The sequence below is a fragment of the Anthropogastromicrobium aceti genome (genome assembly GCF_020687335.1).
Taxonomy (GTDB): Bacteria; Bacillota; Clostridia; order Lachnospirales; family Lachnospiraceae; genus Anthropogastromicrobium; species Anthropogastromicrobium aceti.
This window is the reverse complement of the sequence record NZ_JAJEQN010000010.1, coordinates 14,543-32,969: the sequence shown is the minus strand read 5'-3', so window position 1 is coordinate 32,969 and position 18,427 is coordinate 14,543. Positions and strand designations below refer to the sequence as shown.

Here is an 18,427-nt window from a genome sequence, read left to right as displayed (position 1 = left end):
AAATCCGATGCGAGCTCGCTTCAACATCATATATTCAAGGTTTTATAAAAATATTTACAAATTGACTTCAAAGTTATATAATAAGGTAAATTAATTTTGTCGTCAGGAGGAATGGCAATGAGTGATCAATTGATAATAACATTAGGACGTGAATTTGGAAGCGGCGGACATGCAATTGCAGTAGAGTTGGCAAACAGATATGGCATTAAGCTTTATGACCACAATTTGTTAGACGCTGTAGCAGCAGAGAAAAACGTAGATGTCGAGACATTAAGACGCTACGATGAGAAGCCAAAAAAACTGCTGTTTTCAAGAAGCCAGAATGGTTTTTCAAGTTCTGCAGAAGAAAATGTAGCATTTTTACAGTTTGAGTATCTGAAGAAAAAAGCAGATGAGGGAGAGTCTTTCATCGTAGTTGGAAGATGTGCAGAGACTGTTTTGGGTGATCGCCCTAATGTGATTTCTTTGTTTGTTCTTGGTGATCGCGAAGTAAAGTGCAAGCGTGTTATGGAGGTCTATGATCTGTCTGAGCGTGATGCACAGTTTAAAATGGAGCGTCATGACAAGTACAGAAAACAGTATCACAACTACTACTGCAAGGATAAGTGGGGCGATTCAAGAGCCTATGACTTATGTATTAACAGTAGCCGATTGGGATTTGATGAGACAGTAAATGAGCTTGAGGATTATATCAATCGACGCAGAAAAATGTTCAAGTAAAAAGAAAAAAGACAATGAGTGACGTTCTGCTTGATTTTTAGGCTAAAATTTGGCATAATAATCAGCGGAACGGGCATGCATAGAAAAAAGCCTGTTCCAAATGGAACGGGCCTTTTTGTTTTGGTTAGGATACATGGTAACCCATACGTTTGAGTTACATGGATCAAGAGATGTCCGATTACAGACGTCCACAGATCCAGTCCCAGATCTCGCCCCACCAAACGCGGCACGGGGATGCAAAATAGAAATCCATAATAGTTCCTCCTTTTTGTTAGTCAATGCTTCATTGCTGAGTTTACAATATCACACATAACTAAGAAAAACAAGTTTTTTCTGTATTCAGAAAGGATATATATGCCAATTCGATCCATTTGTTTTTTGCTTGGACAGCTACTGTTTATTCCATCATATTTTTATATGACAAAGACATTAAAGAAAGAAAAGCTTCGTGCGCCTAGCTTCGTTCGCTTTCTTTTGGTATGCCCGCCCATGGCATACATTTATACGATTTTGTGCATGGGGCTGATTTATCGGCTTCTGCCCGGAAAAATATCATATGATATTATTTATGGTGTAGACTTTTTTGTATTTGGCATCTCCTTTTTACTGATGTATTTTTATGGACGTATGATGGAGCCGGTGGGCAGTGCGGCACGCTTTTTGTATCTATGTTTGTATCTGTTGTCCATGCCATTTACAGCTACATATGATTCACTTACCATGACAGTGCTGATTGATCTTTTGATGCCGATCATTGTTAATTTTATTTATTGCAAATGGGTTTGCCATCCAATCGTGGGGCTTAGGGAAGACTGCAATCGTATCAATGGTGTATTGCTTACGATTTTGATTATTGCAGAATGCCTGTTTTTGCTTAGAATCGCAGGTTTCTTGTTTATTGAAAGCCATGTAGAACTAAAAAAGTATGATGTATATTTTTCTGTTTACAGTTTTATCTATGCAATATTTGTCCTGATGTTTGTTTTTTCGGCGATTATTATTATTGTGCAGAATATCAAGTCAGCGCGGGAAAATGAACAGGCAGCAAAAAAGAACCATGAGCAGTCAATTGAAACAATAGAATCACTTGTACGTGCTGTTGATGCAAAGGATAGCTATACAAATGGTCATTCTGCTCGTGTAGCAAAGTATACAAGACAGATCTCAAAACTGCTTGGATATGATGATGAGAAAGCTGACGGCATGTATTACATGGCATTGCTTCATGATGTAGGTAAGATAGGTGTGGATGATGCTATTCTTCGAAAGCCAGGGCGTCTTACAGATAAAGAGTTTTCTGATATCAAAAATCATACAGTAATCGGTTCACAGATTTTATCTCGTATAAGTTCAATGCCAGAACTTCAGTATGGTGCGCTGTATCACCACGAGCGCTGGGATGGAAAGGGATATCCAAGAGGCTTAAAAGGGGAAGAGATACCAGAAGCAGCGCGTATAATTGCAGTTGCTGATGCATATGATGCGATGACCTCAAATAGATCGTATCGAAAGGCATTAACGCAAGACTGCGTGCATGATGAAATTGTAAATGGAATAGGCAGGCAGTTTTGGCCGCCTGCCGCAAGAGCAATGCTTAAAATGATGGATCAGGATATTCATTATGATATGCGTCAAAAAAATGATGAGTCATCACAAAATGACGAACAAAAATATGAATATGGGATCAGTTAAAAACAGAAGCATATGTATAGTTTTCGGCCTCTGTGTCAGTTAGTGTATGTGTCCATGACGGGCGCGCACCTGCGGCACCGGGGCCATAATTTTTGTATTCTACAAAGTATACAGTATCGTGAGCATCAATCTTTCCCCAGTCGTGCCAGCCTTCAGGTTTGATATGATCACCTATCTCAGAATTTAAAATGACTACTTTTGCATACTCACGCCATGGGCGGCCAAGGTAACATGTATTAGGCTCACTTCCAATAAAGCGGCAATGATTGAATATGTAGCCATAAGTTTGACCTTTTGGCGATGAACCGGCCGTCACATAGCCACCGCCTTCAGGAAGTGATTCAAGTGTACAATTTTCAAAGTAAGCAGTGGCGCTTCCAAAAATAAAATCGACACCACCGCATATATAAGTATTTTTATAATATTGTCTTCCGTTGATGCGCGGGGCAAATTCCTTCGGACCGCGAAAGCCGCCAGGTTCCTTTTCTTTTTCAGGAAGCGGCCCTGTAAAGAGAGTGTCCTGACTTCCAATAAGACGGCAGTTTTCCACACGTATTCCTTCTCCCTCAGCATATAGAGCAATCGCCTGACCAACTTCCTTTCCAGCGCCAGCAGCATTTTCTACAGTGAGATTGCAAAGAGTAATATCTGGCGCATCTAAAAATAAAGTGTAGGTGCGAAAGGTACCTCGCTTTATTCCGTCTGGCATGATTTCTTTTGCATAGTCATCATATGTAAGAATCGTATTTGAAGCATCGTCGCCCATAAGTGTAACGTGAGGCTGTGAGACTGTCAGCTTTTCGTGATAGCGTCCCGGTGCAATGTGTATTGTGACAGGCATAGGAGCATAGGCTTTAGCAGCCTCAATAGCATCAGCAATGCGTGGAAAAGAAGTAGATTGTCCAGCGTTAATAGTAATCATAATGTGATCCTTTCTGATTTTGTGACTTAAATTTGTACCATACTGATATTTTAAAATATCACCTTTTTGCTGTCAATATGAGCTTGCGTTTTTATGAACGCTATTGTAAGATGACGATAGAAAGGTGAGTAACAATTCAAAGTTTTACATCTTTGTAAAACTTTGAATTGTCATAAAAACGGAGGAAAAACAATGGTAATCAGAGAATACAGCAAGGTTGAACTGGTATTTAGCTCTAGTGAGAGCGAAGCAGTCAAGATTGCACTTGTGAATCTGCGGCGCGATTTAATTCGTACACTTGACTGCAGCGTGACAGCAGGAGGCATTATTCGTATCATTGTCGGAACAGTGGGCAATCTGCCAGAGTTAGATGAAAAGGCAGATATTTCAAAACTTCGGGCAGAGGATGGCACGTACCGTAAGGAAGCATTTTTGATTCAGGAAAAGGACGGAGAGCTTTTAATTGCAGGAACAGACCGCCGCGGTACAATTTATGGCATTTATGATTTCTGTGAATGGCTTGGTGTATCACCATGGTATTTCTTTGCCGATGTGCCGGTGCGCCGTAGAAGTGAAGCTGTAATTGAAAATGGTTATTGCAAGGTGGATTATCCGTCTGTTGAGTACAGAGGAATTTTTATCAACGACGAGGAAGAGTTAGAGCACTGGGTATGGCGCTATATGGGTGAAACGACCATCGGTGTAAAGACATATGAAAAGATTTTTGAACTGCTGCTTCGCTTAAAGCTCAATTATATCTGGCCGGCAATGCATGTCAATTCCTTTAATCTAAAACAGGAAAACGGTGCGCTTGCAAACCGCATGGGCATAGTTGTCGGAACGTCTCACTGTGATATGCTGATGAGAAGCAATAATCGCGAGTGGAAGCCGTGGCTTGCAAAGAAGGGCTATACCGATGTGGAATATGATTTTTCTATTCCAGGCAGAAACCGTGAAATCTTAAAGGAGTATTGGCGCGAGAGCGTAGAGCAAAACCGTGATTTTGAAGTAAGCTACACAGTTGGTATGAGAGGAATCCACGACTCAGGTTTTGAGACAAAATCACTTGAAGGTCTGACAGGAGAGAAACTACTAAAAGCTAAAATTGAGTTGCTTGAATCTGTTATGGCAGCACAACAGGAGATTCTTTCTGAAACATTAGACACCGAGCCTATGAAGACCTTTGTGCCGTACAAAGAAGTGCTTGAGCTTTATGATAATGGCTTAAAGGTGCCGGAAGATCTGACACTGATCTGGACAAATGACAACTATGGTTATGTGCGCCGCTATCCAGGCGAGAAGGAAAAGGCAAGAAAGAGCGGAAATGGTATTTATTATCATAATTCTTACTGGGCACCGCCGGGAGCTTCCTATCTGTTTATCTGCTCAATTCCAATGTCTCACACTAGAAATGAGCTGTTAAAGGCATACAAAGAAGGCATTCAGAAGGTGTGGGTTACAAATTTCGGCGCAATTAAGCCACTAGAGCAGCAGCTTTCCTTCTACGCAAAGCTTGCATGGGAAGCAGATGGAGATGCCAATCGCGATCTTGAAACCTTTGACGAAACTATTTTTTTGACAAGATGGTTAGACAGCATGTTTACAGGACAGCCAGGAAAAGCAGCAGCAGCGCTCCTATTAGAATTTGATCAGCTCACAAATGCAAGAAAGCTTGAGCATATGGATGATGACTGCTTTTCACAGACATCATTTGGAGATGAGGCAGCAGCACGCATGCATCGTTATGAATATATTTGCAGTGAGCTGGAGAAGATTTATGAGAACTTGCCGGAGCAGGAGAAGGATGCCTTTTTCCAGATGATATTGATGAAGGTGCAGGCAGCTTATTTTACAAATGGCATGTATTATTATGCAGATCGCAGCCGTCTTTGCATAAGACAGGGCAAAAACAGTGATGCAAAGCGTTATACCGATAAGAGCCATGCATTTGATCTGGCGCGCAGAAAGCTTCTCTACTACTACAATCACGTTATGAGTAATGGAAAGTGGAATGGCATATTAACACCAGAGGATTTCCCACCGCCGCGCACATCTATGTATCCATCATGCCGTGTGCCATTACATGCAGCAGCAGATAAGTTGATTGTCACCTGCTGGAATAACCAAAGTGAGCTCACCTTCACAGACAGCACACACGGTAACGCGAAATGGATTGAACTTGCAAATGCAGAAAACGGCGCACTGTCATATAAGATTGAAAAGCCAGAGTGGCTTGAGATTGTCGGTGCACTTCCAACAGAAGGAACACTTACAAAAGAAACTCGCTTCGTTTTTAGCGTAATACCACAGACTAAATCCTCAGAAGCACTTCACTCTGAAAATGCATCTAATGATGCAAAGTCATCACTTGTTCGCCACGGTGAAATCGTAGTATTTAGCGGTACACAAAAGGTTTGTACAATTCCAGTAACCGATAAGACCGATGATGTAAAGGCTCGTGTACAAAAGGATGCAGAAGATGCAAAGCTGACTAAGGCAGTAGCTTTGTATGTTGCGATTGAAGACAGCGGCAGATGTGTTATTGAGGCAGAAAATGGTACAGCAGTATCAAGCTTGGATGCAGCCGGATGGAAGCTAATTTCTAATCTAGGCCGTTCACAGGGAAGTCTTTTGGAGGCAGAGATACCTGGTGCACAGTGGTCCTGCCCGTTCTATCTGACACAAGGTGGTGATTTTGTATTAGAGCTTCATCGTTTCCCAACGCTTTGCTCTGTGGGACGTATTCGTATTGGCATATCTGTAGACAATGGTGAAATGAATGTGTTTGAGTCGCAGTCAACAGATGAGCACCGTGCGAATTGGAAACATAACATACTAAACAATGTGGATAAGCTGACAGGCTGTTTTACTGGACTGGCAGCAGGACTTCACAGTCTCACCTTCACAGCAATTGATCCATATGTTTCATTCACACGCGCCGTTTTATACGATGAAAAGAGCGAGGCAGGAAAACAGCTGTCTTGTCAGCTTACAAGTCCGGCAAAACTTGTGGATGGAGCTTATAAAAGAAGCAATCTTGGAATTGTCCTGTCAAATCCAGAATGCGAAATGCTTCCTAAAAATATTGATCTTGATGCATATTGTGAGCACTGGTACGGCAATGTAACACCAGAGCCGCGCCCTGTTTTATATCTTCCGCTTGCAGCAGGAAAAGATTCGCTAGAAGATGATGATATAATAATTCGTCCAGAAGAAAACAGCGATACGATTACGCCGCCGCAGATCTTGGCAAAAGCAGCAAGCACAGTCACAGAGGCAAATGGCATTATCGAAATTGACGCGGCATCTGCAATGGCACAAACTGCATTTGCATCTACAAATGACAGTGCAGATGGCACTTCTTGGAATTATTGTGACAGTCCGGCATATAACGAAAGTGGTCTTGCTATGTATATCGAAAAGGAAGGCTTATCATGGAGTGAACAAGAAGCGCCAAGCCTTCACTATATAGTTAAGGCACAGGGCGGTCATTACCGCATCTGGGTACATACATGGCAGTGGGGAGATGACTGTTCACACTATACTGTAGGAGTAGATGGCGTCATTGTACCAGAAAAAGAACTGTATGGCGGACGCCCACTATGGAAATATGCATCAGAGCATGTATGGAAGTGGGCACCAGTCTGGGAGTGCGAACTAGAGAAAGGTCAGCATGAAATAAGTGTGCACAGCCTAAATTCACGCCTTCGCATTGATCAGATACGGTTAGAGAAAGTGTAATATTTTAAGGTACATATGCAAAGCTTCGCAAAAGCACCGTAAGGAAGAAATAAAAGACCTGCCTGCCCATCACTGAGCAAGCAGGTCTGCTAATGTAATACTGTCAAGATAGTCATTTACGATTTCACCTAGTTTCATCCACATACCAATTGTGCGGCATTCAGATGCCTTAGGGCAGGAGGTTGAGCCAGATTCAATACAGCCGACAGGTTCAAGACTTGTTTCTGTAAGGCGCAGGATTCTTCCGATTGTGTATTCACTGGGAGACATAGTCAGACGATAGCCGCCGCCCTTGCCGCGCATGCCCTCAAGAAGATGTTCTTGGACAAGAATTTTTAAAATGCTTTCCAGATATTTTTCAGAAATTCCCTGTCTGGCAGCAATTGATTTTAATGGAATATATGGTTCATTTGGATGCTCTGCGATATCAATCATAACACGCAGGGCATAACGTCCTCTGGTAGATACAATCATAAGTCACCTCAAAAATTGGATTAGCTGTGTCACAGCAGATAAACCTATTATACTACAAGGTAAAAAGGAAATCAAATAAAAATTGCAGTTCACAGAGCATTTTACGAAAACGGTTCGACGATTGTTTTGTCGGCATCACTTTTTCGCGAGCACCTGTTACGCTACTTATCATTATACATTGCTTTGAAAGTCTCGCTACAACGTTCTGCCTCGTAAAAGCAACTCGTCTCACCGCTAATCTATGTTGTATTTTGCAAACTGCAATGTTGTATCCTTTTTAGAACAGAAAATTGAGAAAACCCTCTGTACAAATCAGAAAAAATCTTCTACAATGAAATTGTGGCAGCGAGCATAGAGCCGCTGACCAGAGTCTGCGGCGCCGCCGTGGCAGACTTTTGTATAAGCGGCGCAGAGAGGAAATTGAAAAATGAAAAAGACAGGTAAGACAGCAGCATTAGCATTGACCATGAGCATGGCAGTGACAGCAATGCCGTTTGGCGTATCGGCAGAGGAGACAGATAAGACAGTTGTGCGCATTAATATGGAGTCTGAGCCGGATAACTTAGATCCATGGCTTTCAGCAGCAAGCGACACAGAGGCCGTATTTCACAATGTATTCGAGGGACTTGTACTGTTTGATGAGACAGGAGCATTGATTCCGGGATTAGCCGAGAGCTGGGATATTTCCGATGATGGATTGACCTATACCTTTCATTTAAGAGACGACGTAACCTTCCACAATGGAAAGGCATTTTCGGCTGAGGACGTCGTATATACCTATGAATCTCTTTCCGGTTTAGGCGGAGAGGAAGCTCTTTCTTCTAAATTTAAAAACCTGACTTCTGTAGAAGCCGTTGATGATTACACAGTTACAATGACACTTGCTGAGGCTGATGCTGCATTTTTACAGTATACAAGAGTAGCAGTACTTCCAAAAGGATATGAGGATCAGTCAAGTGCTCCGGTAGGAACCGGCCCATTTGTGTTTGAAAAATATGTTCCGGGACAGATGGTTGTTCTGGAGAAAAATGAAGATTATTATGATGAATCCAGAATGCCAAAGATTGATGAGGCACAGATTTATATCATGGGTGATGACAGTGCCGTTTTGACAGCTTTGCAGTCAGGACAGCTTGATGCTGGAATTGTTTATGCAGACAGCGCTGATTATTTAACAGGTGACTTTACTGTAAACAGCTCTCCGCAGAACATGGTTCAGCTGTTTGCATTAAATAACTCAGCCACGCCATTTGATGATGTGCGTGTACGTCAGGCATTTGAGTATGCAGTTAATAAGGATCAGATCATTGACGGTGTATTTGCCGGATATGCTACAGAGCTGTATAGTAACTTCAGCCCGGTAATGTCCTATTTTTACAATGATGAGCTTGAAGATGTCTACACATATGATGTAGAAAAGGCAAAGGAATTGCTGGCAGAGGCAGGATATGAGGATGGCTTTGATATTACAATCACAGTTCCGTCTAATTATCAGAAGCATGTTGATACTGCGCAGGTAATCGCACAGCAGTTAAAGCAGATCAATGTCAACGCAACTATTGAGCCAGTTGAGTGGGGTCAGTGGCTTGAGCAGGTATACACAAATGCAGATTATCAGACAACAGTTGTTGGTTTGACAGGAAAGCTTGATCCAAACGATATTTTAGGTCGTTATGTAAGCGATTATGCAAAGAATTTCATGAAATACAATAATCCGGATTACGATAAGCTGATCGAAGAAGCAAAGACAGCTTCAGATGAGGAGCGCGTTGAGTTATTTAAGGAGTGTCAGAAGATGCTGACAGACGACGCTGCTGCTGTATGGATCTGTGATCCGAATGCCATTGCTGTTACAAGAAGCGATTTAAAGGGCTACACTTTCTACCCGGTAAGCTTCATTGATTTAAGCAAGCTTTACTACGAGGAATAAATCTATATAAGAAAGGCAGCCCGGCGAAAGTTTTTTCGGCGGGCTGTTTTGGAGTCAGACATATGAATTATTATATACGGAAAGCAGCGGGCCTTTTGGTAACGCTGCTGCTAGTGTCTTTTATTACATTCAGTGTTTTTCAAATTTTGCCGGGAAATCCTGCCTATATCATTCTTGGAGTAGATGCAGATCCTATGCAGATTGAGGCACTGAATAAGAGCATGGGATTAGATAAGCCTGCACTTGTGCGTTATATAGATTGGATTGCAGGACTGTTTCGCGGCGATCTTGGCATTTCATATCGTTATCAGCAGCCGGTTGCACAGCTTATATCAGATGCGCTTGAAGTAACTGGAAGCCTTGCAATTGTCACGCTTATTTTGACATTGATAATTGGTGTTTTGGCTGGTGTGTGGCTGGCAGACCACTCAGATAAGTGGTATAGTCTTCCGCTTTCTATGCTCTCACAAGTCAGCATTTCTATCCCGTCTTTCTGTATGGCAATCTTTTTAATCAGTATTTTTACAGTTGGTTTAAAATGGCTTCCATCTATTGGTTTTGTCTCATTTTCAGAAAGCCCGTCAGGATGGTTTAAAAGTCTGATATTGCCGTCATGCTCATTAGCGCTTGGTACAAGTGCAATAGTGATTCGCTATGTTAAGGTGTCAGTTAACGGGCAAAGAAAGCAGGATTATGTGCGTACTGCCTACAGTAAAGGTTTGGGAAAAAATAAGGTGATGTACCGTCATGTGCTTAGAAATTCCCTAATTCCTGTAATTACAATTTTTGGTATGACAGCAGCAGATATCTTGGGCGGAAGCATCATCGTTGAAAATGTTTTTTCAATGCCGGGAATCGGAAGGCTGATATCTGTCTCAATTTCAAGCAGAGATTTGCCGCTGCTGCAGGGACTGACCTTTTATTTGGCACTTATTGTTGTGGTGTGCAATTTTATTGTCGATTTGATCTATTCGATTGTCGATCCAAGGATTCGCTTGAAGTAAGAGATGCTTACTCATGTTTTTTGCGAGTCAAGAGAATTTCTGACCTTTTGACTTTTGTGTCGTAAAAATAGAGTACGGCAAACTGTAACAGAAAAGGAATAAGAGTAACGATATGAAACAATATTTAAAAAATAAAAGCTTTCTTACAGGAGCAATTCTGGCGTTTATTATGCTTGGGATGCTTGTCGTCAGCTTATTTTGGCTGCCATATGATCCAGAAGAAATGTATCTTGCACCAAAGCTGTCGCTTCCTAGCATATCACATCTTATGGGAACAGATCAGTTTGGTCGAGATGTGCTGAGCCGCATAATGAAGGGTATACAGGTATCATTTGGCATTGGTGTTGTCGTTGTAGCAGCAGGAGGACTTGTGGGAACGCTTCTTGGTGCCTGTTCTGGATATTTTGGCGGATATGTTGATGAAGTGATTATGAAAATCGTGGACGCACAGATGGCATTTCCAGGAATTTTGCTTGCATTAATGCTGATGTGTATATTTGGACGCGGTTTAAGCAATACGATTCTGGCATTGTCAATCATGTCCATTCCGCGTTTTGTGCGCATGGCGCGAAGCGGATTTTTAAAGCTTCGTGAATCAGATTTTGTAAAAGCAGAGCGTGTCAGAGGAGCATCTGCACCGCGAATCATGTTTTTGCACATTTTGCCAAATTTATTCTCAGAGTTGACGGCAACTGCATCATTAACATTTGCGTCAGCAGTCATGTCAGAGGCAGGATTAAGCTACTTAGGACTTGGTGTAGCACCGCCAAAGCCAAGTCTTGGACTGATGCTTTCAGATGCCCAGCAGACGCTTCTTATGGCACCATGGAACATTGCCATGCCAGCGATTGTGATTACATTGCTTGTCATGAGCTTTAATTTGATTGGAGACGGAATCCAGGAGGTGACTGAGCAATGATTGAATTTCGGGCAGAACATTTTTCATTGGATTTTGAACATGAAAAAAAGTGGTATCCGGCGGTGACAGATTTCAATATGCACATTGATGCAGGAGAGATGGTTGCACTGATAGGAGAGTCGGGCTGTGGAAAATCCATCACGGCGCTTTCTATGATAGGACTTCAGCCGCCGAATACACGCATTATGGGTCACATGTATTTAAATGGCGAAAATGGGCCGGAGGATTTAAATGAACTGACAAAAAAGGAGTGGACGTCAATTCGCGGAAGGCGTATCTCCATGATTTTTCAGGAGCCTATGACAGCTCTTAACCCACTGATTAAGATAGGAAAACAGGTGCGCGAAAGTCTTTTAACTCACCAAAAGGGTATAAGTAAAAAAGAGGCAAAGAGTCTTGTCTTAGAACAGCTAAAAAGTGTTGGTCTTCCAGATGTGGAAGATCTGTATGACTGCTATCCTCACCAGTTGTCTGGCGGACAGCGCCAGCGAGTTATGATTGCAATGGCATTTATAAATAATCCGGCTCTTTTGATTGCCGATGAGCCAACAACTGCACTCGATGTTACGATTCAGACGCAGATTATGGATTTGATGCGCCAGATGAATAAAAAGACTAATACAGCTATTCTTTTAATTTCTCATGATCTTGGTGTTGTAAGCCGTCTGTGCAGCCGCGTTTACATTATGTATGCGGGACGTATTGTTGAGAACGGTCCGGTAGATGAAATTTTAACTAATCCGCTTCATCCATACACAAAAGGTCTTGTAGATGCTATTCCTGATATTACAAAGCGTGGAAAGCCATTAAAGGCTATACCAGGCAGTGTGCCGGGATTATATGCAAGAAGTAATACAGGCTGTGGCTTTGCAGAAAGATGTGAGTACTGTACGAATAAGTGCCAAAAAGAAGTGCCGCCGCTAGTGCAGGATGGGGGACGCGCTGTAGCATGTTGGAATAAAAGCTTTGACTCAGGAAGGGGCAATACTCATGACTGAACAAATAAAACAAAGACAGCCACTAATTGAGCTAAAAGATGTGACAAAAACATATCATGACGGCAAGAGAAAAGACGTTTTTGCCGTATCAAATTTTAATTTGACGCTTTACGAGGGTGAGACACTTGGTCTTGTCGGAGAGTCTGGCTGTGGAAAATCAACTATCGGAAATATGCTTGTTCATCTTTTTACACCAGATGAAGGTTCTATTTTATTTCGCGGACAGGATATCGCCTCAATGAATGAGAGGCAGTTTCATCCGCTTCGAAAAGAGATTCAGATGGTCTTTCAGGATCCATATTCTTCACTTAATCCGAGAAAGAAAATTGGCTGGCTGTTAGAAGAACCGCTTAAGATTCATAGAAAAGATATGAAAAAAGAAGAGCGAAAGGCAAAGGTAGAGGAAATATTAAAAGAAGTTGGGCTTGATGCAGAGTATGCAAACCGTTATCCAAAGGAACTTTCCGGCGGACAGCGCCAGCGTGTCAGCATTGCGCTTGCATTTTTGATGAATCCGGCATTTCTTGTCGCAGATGAGCCAGTGTCAGCGCTTGATGTCTCTGTTCAGGCGCAGATTTTGAATTTGATGCGTGAGCTTCAAGAAAAATATCAGCTGACCTCTCTTTTTATCTCACATGATTTAGGCGTGGTATCGTATCTGTCAGACCGAATTGGCGTGATGTATTTAGGTCATTTGGTTGAGCTTGGCACAACCGAGGAAATTCTAAAGAATCCTGCACATCCGTACACAAAGGCACTGTTTGATGTCAATGCAGGTGTGCTTTTTGGTGAGATTCCAAGCCCATCCGATCCACCGTCAGGATGCCCATTTCATACTAGATGTGTGTACTGCACAGAAAGATGCAAAGCAGAAATGCCGCAGGTGCAGACACTTTCAGGGGAAGGTGAAAATGTGCACATTGCGGCATGTCACAGGATTGGGGTCAGTTCATGAAAACTAAGTTTATCCGTGCCTGACCTCAAAGGGTAAACGAAGTAACGGAGCAATTCGTAGGTATTCAGAGTTTTAATTGTTCGAATCGCTTTCTGTTTCCATTTTCCAGATGCGTATCGAATTAGGCAGACGATCGAGACAGTCAGCCAAGTAAGTCCCGTTGTCATCCAGATGCCCCAGAAGCCAATCTTTGGAATTTTTGTCAGAACAGAGGCATATACCAGACGGCAGAAAACCTCAGCTAGACCATTGATCATCGCAAATCCAGCATCGCCACATCCATTTAAAATGCCCCTTGGAATGTAGATCATACCAAGAAAGAAATAGCATACACTGGTGATTTTCAAAGCAGAAGCACCAAGATTAATGACGTCGGTTTCTTTAACAAAGAGACCGGCGATATTTTTTCCAAAAATAAAGGTAACTGGAATCATAATTGCGCTAAACACAGCAATAATGCCAATTGATTTTTTGAATCCAAGCTTTACTCGCTCAGTATCCCCAGCACCAATGTTTTGACCAGCATAGGTGGTAAGAGCAGTGCCGATTGAGTTATAAGGCTGGTTGATCAATTGCTCAATTCGGTTTGTGATTGTGTAGGCAGAGACAACCGTAGAACCAAAGCTGTTGACAATCGACTGCAAGAATACGCAAGAGACAGCGATCATGCTGCTTTGCAAGGCAATAGGAACACCGAGTCGATAAGAGTTTTTGATGATCAAAAAATCAGGCTTTAGCTGCTTCTTTGTCAGATGAAAATAAGATATTTTCTTGAATGCATAGAAGAGACTTACTACGGCTGATAGTGCCTGAGAGAGGATCGTCGCAAATGCGACACCAAACACGCCCCAGCCAAAGCTAATGACAAACAAGAGATCCAAAAGCACATTGCAAATGCTTGATAGGATCAGAAAGTACAGAGGTGTCTTTGAATCACCAAGTGCTCGAAGGATTGAGGAGACACCGTTATATAGAGAAATTGCAACGATTCCTAGGCAGGTCGTTCTCATATAGGTGATCGAGTCGTTAATGATGTCATCTGGTGTCTTCAAAAGCCTTAAAACAGCCGGCGCAATCAAGTAGCACAAAATGCTGACAACAAGCGCCGACGAGATTAGTACATAGAACGAGTTTGCAATCGTCTCACTGACCTTATCAAATCGCTTCGCACCGTAAAATTGCGAGACAATGACACCAATTCCAATGCCAAGACCAGATGAAAGTGAGAAGAACAACCAGTTTAGTGAGCCGCAAGCACCGACAGCGCCAAGCGCATTGGCACCTACAAAATTTCCTACGACAATCGAGTCCACCATGTTATAGAATTGCTGGAAGATATTGCCGATGATCAGTGGGACAGAGAAAGTCAGAATTAGTCTGACTGGGCTGCCCTTTGTCATGTCGGCAGTATTTGATGAAGGTTTCATATGTATTCCCTCCCTAATTTATAGTCTGCCTTTTTTTTAACATGGTAAAAGCTCATTGTAAATGGATTATTTTTGCTTAAATTCATCTTAAAAGATAGATATTATTGTCTAGTGCCATACAGATGACCTGAAAACTCTCCAAACAGCGTTTCTTCTTGTTTGCGAAGGAAAATAGTAACATCAGATTCACCAAATACAGCCTGAATATGGATAGAGCCGACAGAGGTATCAAGCAGGTGAACGCGGATATAAAGCATGTTTTCGCTAAGCCATTCTGCGCTTGCTGCGTAATGCATAGAAACAGGCACAGGCTCATCGGCACGGTTTCCCATATGAGTAGTCATATTAAGCGTACCTTCCTTTAAAACACCAAAGCCAAATTCAAAAGTCACTGTGGAATCTGTATTGTACGGGGAAACATGGCACTTTAATGCCACTTTCCCCATCGCAGATGGCGTCAGTGGATCACTCATCTCAAATGAAATCTCATCCCAAATTGTTTCATTGATTATGTTTTTATCAAGTGTCTTTGCAGCGTCAGAAGCCTTTTTGATTACATATGTCCATTCAAAACTTGACATAATTGGCCTAAAATTGGTCAAAAAACTTGTATTTATGTCATTGACATTTTCAAATTTGTTGTTCCATGACTCAGAAGCAGATTTATTATGGTTAAGCGGACGCATTGCAAGCTTACTCATAAATTGCTCAAAAGCAAGTTTTTCTTCGTCAGATGGTGTCCATGGTGCCTTTTTCTTTTCAAGCTCTGGCAAGATATGGCGAAAGATTGCATCATAGATGACCTGGTTGCCGCCCTGATAGCCTTGCGTGTCAGCAGTTGTCACGATTGCCGTGTTATATTCTGGCAAAAGAATAGCAAGCTGACCGCCCATTCCGTAGCAAACAATTGAGCCATGCTCGCCAATCCAAAACTGTAATCCATAGCCCTGGCTTTCAGATGGAACGGGACCTGTGACACATGTTGCTGTCTGAAATGAGGTCGATTCTTTAATATAATCAGCTGAAATATACTGTTTTCCATTCAACTTTCCATTATTTAAGATCAAAAGTGCAAAGAGCATAAAATCGCGTGAGGTTGCCATCAGACCTGAACCGCCCATACTAACGCCAAAACCATCTGTAAGACAATAGGCCTCTTTTGAAAAACCAATTTCGTTTAAAACTTTGTTTCGAAGGTAGTCAAGCATTTTCATGCCTGTCAGTTTTTCTACAAGAGCGCACAGTGTATGTGAGGAAGATGTATCATAGTGAAATACAGTTCCAGGCTTATGTGTAGGAGCTACGGTAAAAAAGCTTTTAACCCAGTCTGTTTTTGAGCTGAATTTATCGTAAGTAGTTGAAGCATGGCAGGAGCGCATGGAGAGCATGTCACGGATTGTGGTGGCAAGAAGCCATGGATGTGCCTCGGAAGCGTTCGGGACGTATTCTGGGAAAAATTTTACAATAGAATCGTCAAGAGACAGGCGGCCTTCCTCCTGTAAAAGTCCAATTGCGATGCTTGTAAAGCTTTTTGTGACAGAAAACATCCGATGAAGGTCATTTTTCTTTACTGGCGCATAGTAGCCTTCTGCAACAAGACAGTCATCTTTGCATAATAGAAAGCTGTGCATAGAAACTTCTCGTATATCGATTTCGCGTAAGGCGTCAATGATGCAGGAGGCAGATATGCCTGCTGCTTCAGGAAATGTGGTGCTTGTAATTGTATTCATAAATAACAAAAATCCTCCTTCTTTTTGTTCAGTATAACGAATTAATGAGAAAGTGTCAATTTAAGAACACAGAAAAAACAAAGAAAAGAATCAAAAGTGACGGAAACTTATTAGGGAATAAAACGTTTATTAGTAAAAATTCAAAAACTACTTGTAATTTTATCGTTTGCGTAGTAAAATGATAAACAAAGATGTTGTGATACACAACAGATGTATATCTGAAGGAGGATTTCTAAATGGAGAAGAGAAAATTGATGGCACTGGCATCAAGTGCTGCAATGGTAATGGCTTCTATGGGCATTGCACCAGCTGTTATGGCAGATGAGGTAGAAAAGCCGGAGAAGATCACAGTAATGTTTGACGGTACCGTTTTCACACAGGAGAACGGACAGGCAGAGTTCGAGGCAAGATGGGAAGAGCTTACCGGTATTGACCTTCAGATTATTCAGCCAGACCATTCACAGTACTATGATGTATTAGGTCAGACCATCGCAGGCGGCGATTGGCCGGATGTTGTTCTGTTAGGTTCTACATACTACGCTAGCTACGCAGCAGAGGGCGTTCTTTGGGATATGACAGAAGCATATGACAACTCCGAGCTCAAGGATCGTATTACCGACCAGAGCGTTATCGATGGTTTAAAGATTGATGGTTCTCTGTACGGAATTTCTCCTGCAAGAGGAAACGGTTGCATCACTTATGTAAAGAAGGCATGGTTAGATAACTGTGGCTTAGAGGTTCCGACTACTTATGATGAGTATCTGGCAATGCTTGAGGCATTTACCACTGGCGATCCAGATGGAAATGGTGTTGACGGCGATACATATGGTGTATCTTCTGCTGGTCTGATCGGAACTGAGGCTCCATATACAAACTATCTGCCGGAGTTCTATCAGGATGCTTACCCGAGCTTCTACAAGAATGATGAAGGCGTATGGGTAGATGGCTTTACAGAGGATTCCATGAAGGATGCTTTAGAGAGATTAAAGAGTGCATACGAGGCTGGCTACATTGATAAGGAGTCTCTGACTAATGCAACATCTGACTGCCGTACCAAGTTCTATGAGGATAAGTTTGGTGTATTCACATACTGGGCAGGAACATGGGCAACCAACTTAAAGACAAATCTTGAGGCAAATGGTCTTGACAGTGAGCTTGTAGCAATCCCGCCGATCGAGGAGCTTGGCGCTTATACAGAGCGTGTTGCACCGGCTTGGTGTATTACTGAGGCTTGCTCAAATCCAGAGGGTGTATATAAATACTTTATCGAGAGCATGTTAGATGGCGGCGATATGCAGTTCTTATGGACATATGGTGTAGAGGGTGTTCACTGGTCAACAGCAGCTGAGGAAGTTTGCGGTGTTACATACGAGGAAGGCCAGTTCCATATGTTAGAGAACAGAGAGAAAGAGGGAACTGTTTATACAAAGAACCACATCGACCCGATGCTTGCAGTTGCTCCGCTTGAGAACGATCCAAAGGCAGATGCAGTAGCAGAAGAGGCAAAGGTTTCTGCAGAGACTTTCCAGGAGCACAGCAAGATGGCTCAGCTGGTTGTTTCCACTGATGAGATGGCAGAGTATAACGGTGATCTGACCACACTTAAGAATGAAGTAATCGCTAAGGTTGTTACTCAGGGCATGAGCGTTGAGGATGGTATGGCATACTTTGATCAGCAGGGTGGAAATAACTGGTCTCAGAAGATTGTTGATTCTCTGAACAACTAATCAGTCCCAAACCTGACTTGTATGCACTAAGTTAAAAGCGTATGCAGGACAATTGATTTGTATGACAGACGGATAGCTGCTGGGAGGCATATCAATAAATTTGACTCTCAGCAGTTTTTTTCGTCTTTCAGATAGATGGAAGAAGCGCACATACAGTGAGATTTCTGACATCATTTTTGATGCAGGAA

General features: G+C 42.3%; 13 protein-coding genes. 9 read left to right on the top strand and 4 right to left on the bottom strand.

The window, feature by feature from the left end; all coding sequences use genetic code 11:
* Window positions 1-117: 117 nt before the first annotated feature.
* Together LKD48_RS05505 and LKD48_RS05500 are read left to right on the top strand one after the other, a co-directional pair.
* Window positions 118-720: a cytidylate kinase-like family protein gene (locus LKD48_RS05505; protein ID WP_308731458.1), complete on the top strand. Its 603-nt coding sequence runs from the start codon at window positions 118-120 to the stop codon at window positions 718-720.
* 354 nt (window positions 721-1,074) lie between these two features.
* Complete coding sequence (locus LKD48_RS05500) at window positions 1,075-2,412, top strand: HD-GYP domain-containing protein (RefSeq protein ID WP_308731457.1); 1,338 nt, start codon at window positions 1,075-1,077, stop codon at window positions 2,410-2,412.
* On the opposite strand, the gene LKD48_RS05495 is transcribed toward LKD48_RS05500, so the two are convergent.
* Window positions 2,405-3,334: a pectinesterase family protein gene (locus LKD48_RS05495; RefSeq protein ID WP_308731456.1), complete on the bottom strand. Its 930-nt coding sequence runs from the start codon at window positions 3,332-3,334 to the stop codon at window positions 2,405-2,407. The genes LKD48_RS05500 and LKD48_RS05495 overlap by 8 nt on opposite strands.
* Before the next feature lie 192 nt (window positions 3,335-3,526).
* On the opposite strand from LKD48_RS05495, the gene LKD48_RS05490 reads away from it, so the two are divergent.
* A complete protein-coding gene (locus LKD48_RS05490) occupies window positions 3,527-7,075 on the top strand; it encodes a glycosyl hydrolase 115 family protein (RefSeq protein ID WP_308731455.1) in 3,549 nt (1,182 codons plus the stop codon).
* Window positions 7,076-7,144: 69 nt separating this feature from the next.
* Here LKD48_RS05490 and LKD48_RS05485 read toward each other — a convergent pair whose 3' ends face one another.
* On the bottom strand, window positions 7,145-7,549 hold the full coding sequence (locus tag LKD48_RS05485; RefSeq protein ID WP_118613144.1) for an RrF2 family transcriptional regulator: 405 nt from the start codon (window positions 7,547-7,549) through the stop codon (window positions 7,145-7,147).
* 427 nt (window positions 7,550-7,976) lie between these two features.
* On the opposite strand from LKD48_RS05485, the gene LKD48_RS05480 reads away from it, so the two are divergent.
* The 5 genes from LKD48_RS05480 (at window position 7,977) to LKD48_RS05460 (ending at window position 13,355) form a co-directional block, all read left to right on the top strand.
* Window positions 7,977-9,479 carry an ABC transporter substrate-binding protein gene (locus tag LKD48_RS05480; RefSeq protein ID WP_308731454.1) on the top strand — a complete coding sequence of 501 codons (1,503 nt, stop codon included), beginning with the start codon at window positions 7,977-7,979 and terminating at the stop codon, window positions 9,477-9,479.
* 62 nt (window positions 9,480-9,541) lie between these two features.
* The gene (locus LKD48_RS05475) at window positions 9,542-10,483 is read left to right on the top strand and encodes an ABC transporter permease (RefSeq protein ID WP_066559993.1); all 942 of its coding nucleotides are present in this window, start codon (window positions 9,542-9,544) and stop codon (window positions 10,481-10,483) included.
* A gap of 112 nt (window positions 10,484-10,595) precedes the next feature.
* Complete coding sequence (locus LKD48_RS05470) at window positions 10,596-11,402, top strand: ABC transporter permease (protein WP_066559991.1); 807 nt, start codon at window positions 10,596-10,598, stop codon at window positions 11,400-11,402.
* The gene (locus tag LKD48_RS05465) at window positions 11,399-12,400 is read left to right on the top strand and encodes an ABC transporter ATP-binding protein (protein ID WP_308731453.1); all 1,002 of its coding nucleotides are present in this window, start codon (window positions 11,399-11,401) and stop codon (window positions 12,398-12,400) included. Before LKD48_RS05470 ends, LKD48_RS05465 begins: the two co-directional genes overlap by 4 nt.
* Window positions 12,393-13,355, top strand: a complete 963-nt coding sequence (locus tag LKD48_RS05460) for an ABC transporter ATP-binding protein (protein ID WP_308731452.1) — start codon at window positions 12,393-12,395, stop codon at window positions 13,353-13,355. Before LKD48_RS05465 ends, LKD48_RS05460 begins: the two co-directional genes overlap by 8 nt.
* On the opposite strand, the gene LKD48_RS05455 is transcribed toward LKD48_RS05460, so the two are convergent.
* Entirely contained in the window at window positions 13,331-14,782 is a 1,452-nt protein-coding gene (locus LKD48_RS05455; RefSeq protein ID WP_308731451.1) for an MATE family efflux transporter, read from the bottom strand. The two genes, LKD48_RS05460 and LKD48_RS05455, sit on opposite strands and share 25 nt — an antisense overlap.
* Window positions 14,783-14,883: 101 nt before the next feature.
* Window positions 14,884-16,512, bottom strand: a complete 1,629-nt coding sequence (locus LKD48_RS05450; RefSeq protein WP_308731450.1) for a serine hydrolase domain-containing protein — start codon at window positions 16,510-16,512, stop codon at window positions 14,884-14,886.
* Window positions 16,513-16,748: 236 nt separating this feature from the next.
* Here LKD48_RS05450 and LKD48_RS05445 point away from each other — a divergent pair, with 236 nt between their 5' ends.
* Window positions 16,749-18,239: an extracellular solute-binding protein gene (locus LKD48_RS05445; RefSeq protein WP_308731449.1), complete on the top strand. Its 1,491-nt coding sequence runs from the start codon at window positions 16,749-16,751 to the stop codon at window positions 18,237-18,239.
* Window positions 18,240-18,427 lie beyond the last annotated feature (188 nt).

Excerpts from the sequence above, each read along its gene's own strand:
- LKD48_RS05500 (WP_308731457.1), top strand. The coding sequence starts at position 1,075 with ATGCCAATTCGATCCATTTGTTTTTTGCTTGGACAGCTACTGTTTATT.
- LKD48_RS05465 (WP_308731453.1), top strand. The coding sequence starts at position 11,399 with ATGATTGAATTTCGGGCAGAACATTTTTCATTGGATTTTGAACATGAA.
- LKD48_RS05480 (WP_308731454.1), top strand. The coding sequence starts at position 7,977 with ATGAAAAAGACAGGTAAGACAGCAGCATTAGCATTGACCATGAGCATG.
- LKD48_RS05450 (WP_308731450.1), bottom strand. The coding sequence starts at position 16,512 with ATGAATACAATTACAAGCACCACATTTCCTGAAGCAGCAGGCATATCT.
- LKD48_RS05485 (WP_118613144.1), bottom strand. The coding sequence starts at position 7,549 with ATGATTGTATCTACCAGAGGACGTTATGCCCTGCGTGTTATGATTGAT.
- LKD48_RS05490 (WP_308731455.1), top strand. The coding sequence starts at position 3,527 with ATGGTAATCAGAGAATACAGCAAGGTTGAACTGGTATTTAGCTCTAGT.
- LKD48_RS05495 (WP_308731456.1), bottom strand. The coding sequence starts at position 3,334 with ATGATTACTATTAACGCTGGACAATCTACTTCTTTTCCACGCATTGCT.
- LKD48_RS05505 (WP_308731458.1), top strand. The coding sequence starts at position 118 with ATGAGTGATCAATTGATAATAACATTAGGACGTGAATTTGGAAGCGGC.
- LKD48_RS05445 (WP_308731449.1), top strand. The coding sequence starts at position 16,749 with ATGGAGAAGAGAAAATTGATGGCACTGGCATCAAGTGCTGCAATGGTA.
- LKD48_RS05460 (WP_308731452.1), top strand. The coding sequence starts at position 12,393 with ATGACTGAACAAATAAAACAAAGACAGCCACTAATTGAGCTAAAAGAT.
- LKD48_RS05475 (WP_066559993.1), top strand. The coding sequence starts at position 9,542 with ATGAATTATTATATACGGAAAGCAGCGGGCCTTTTGGTAACGCTGCTG.
- LKD48_RS05455 (WP_308731451.1), bottom strand. The coding sequence starts at position 14,782 with ATGAAACCTTCATCAAATACTGCCGACATGACAAAGGGCAGCCCAGTC.
- LKD48_RS05470 (WP_066559991.1), top strand. The coding sequence starts at position 10,596 with ATGAAACAATATTTAAAAAATAAAAGCTTTCTTACAGGAGCAATTCTG.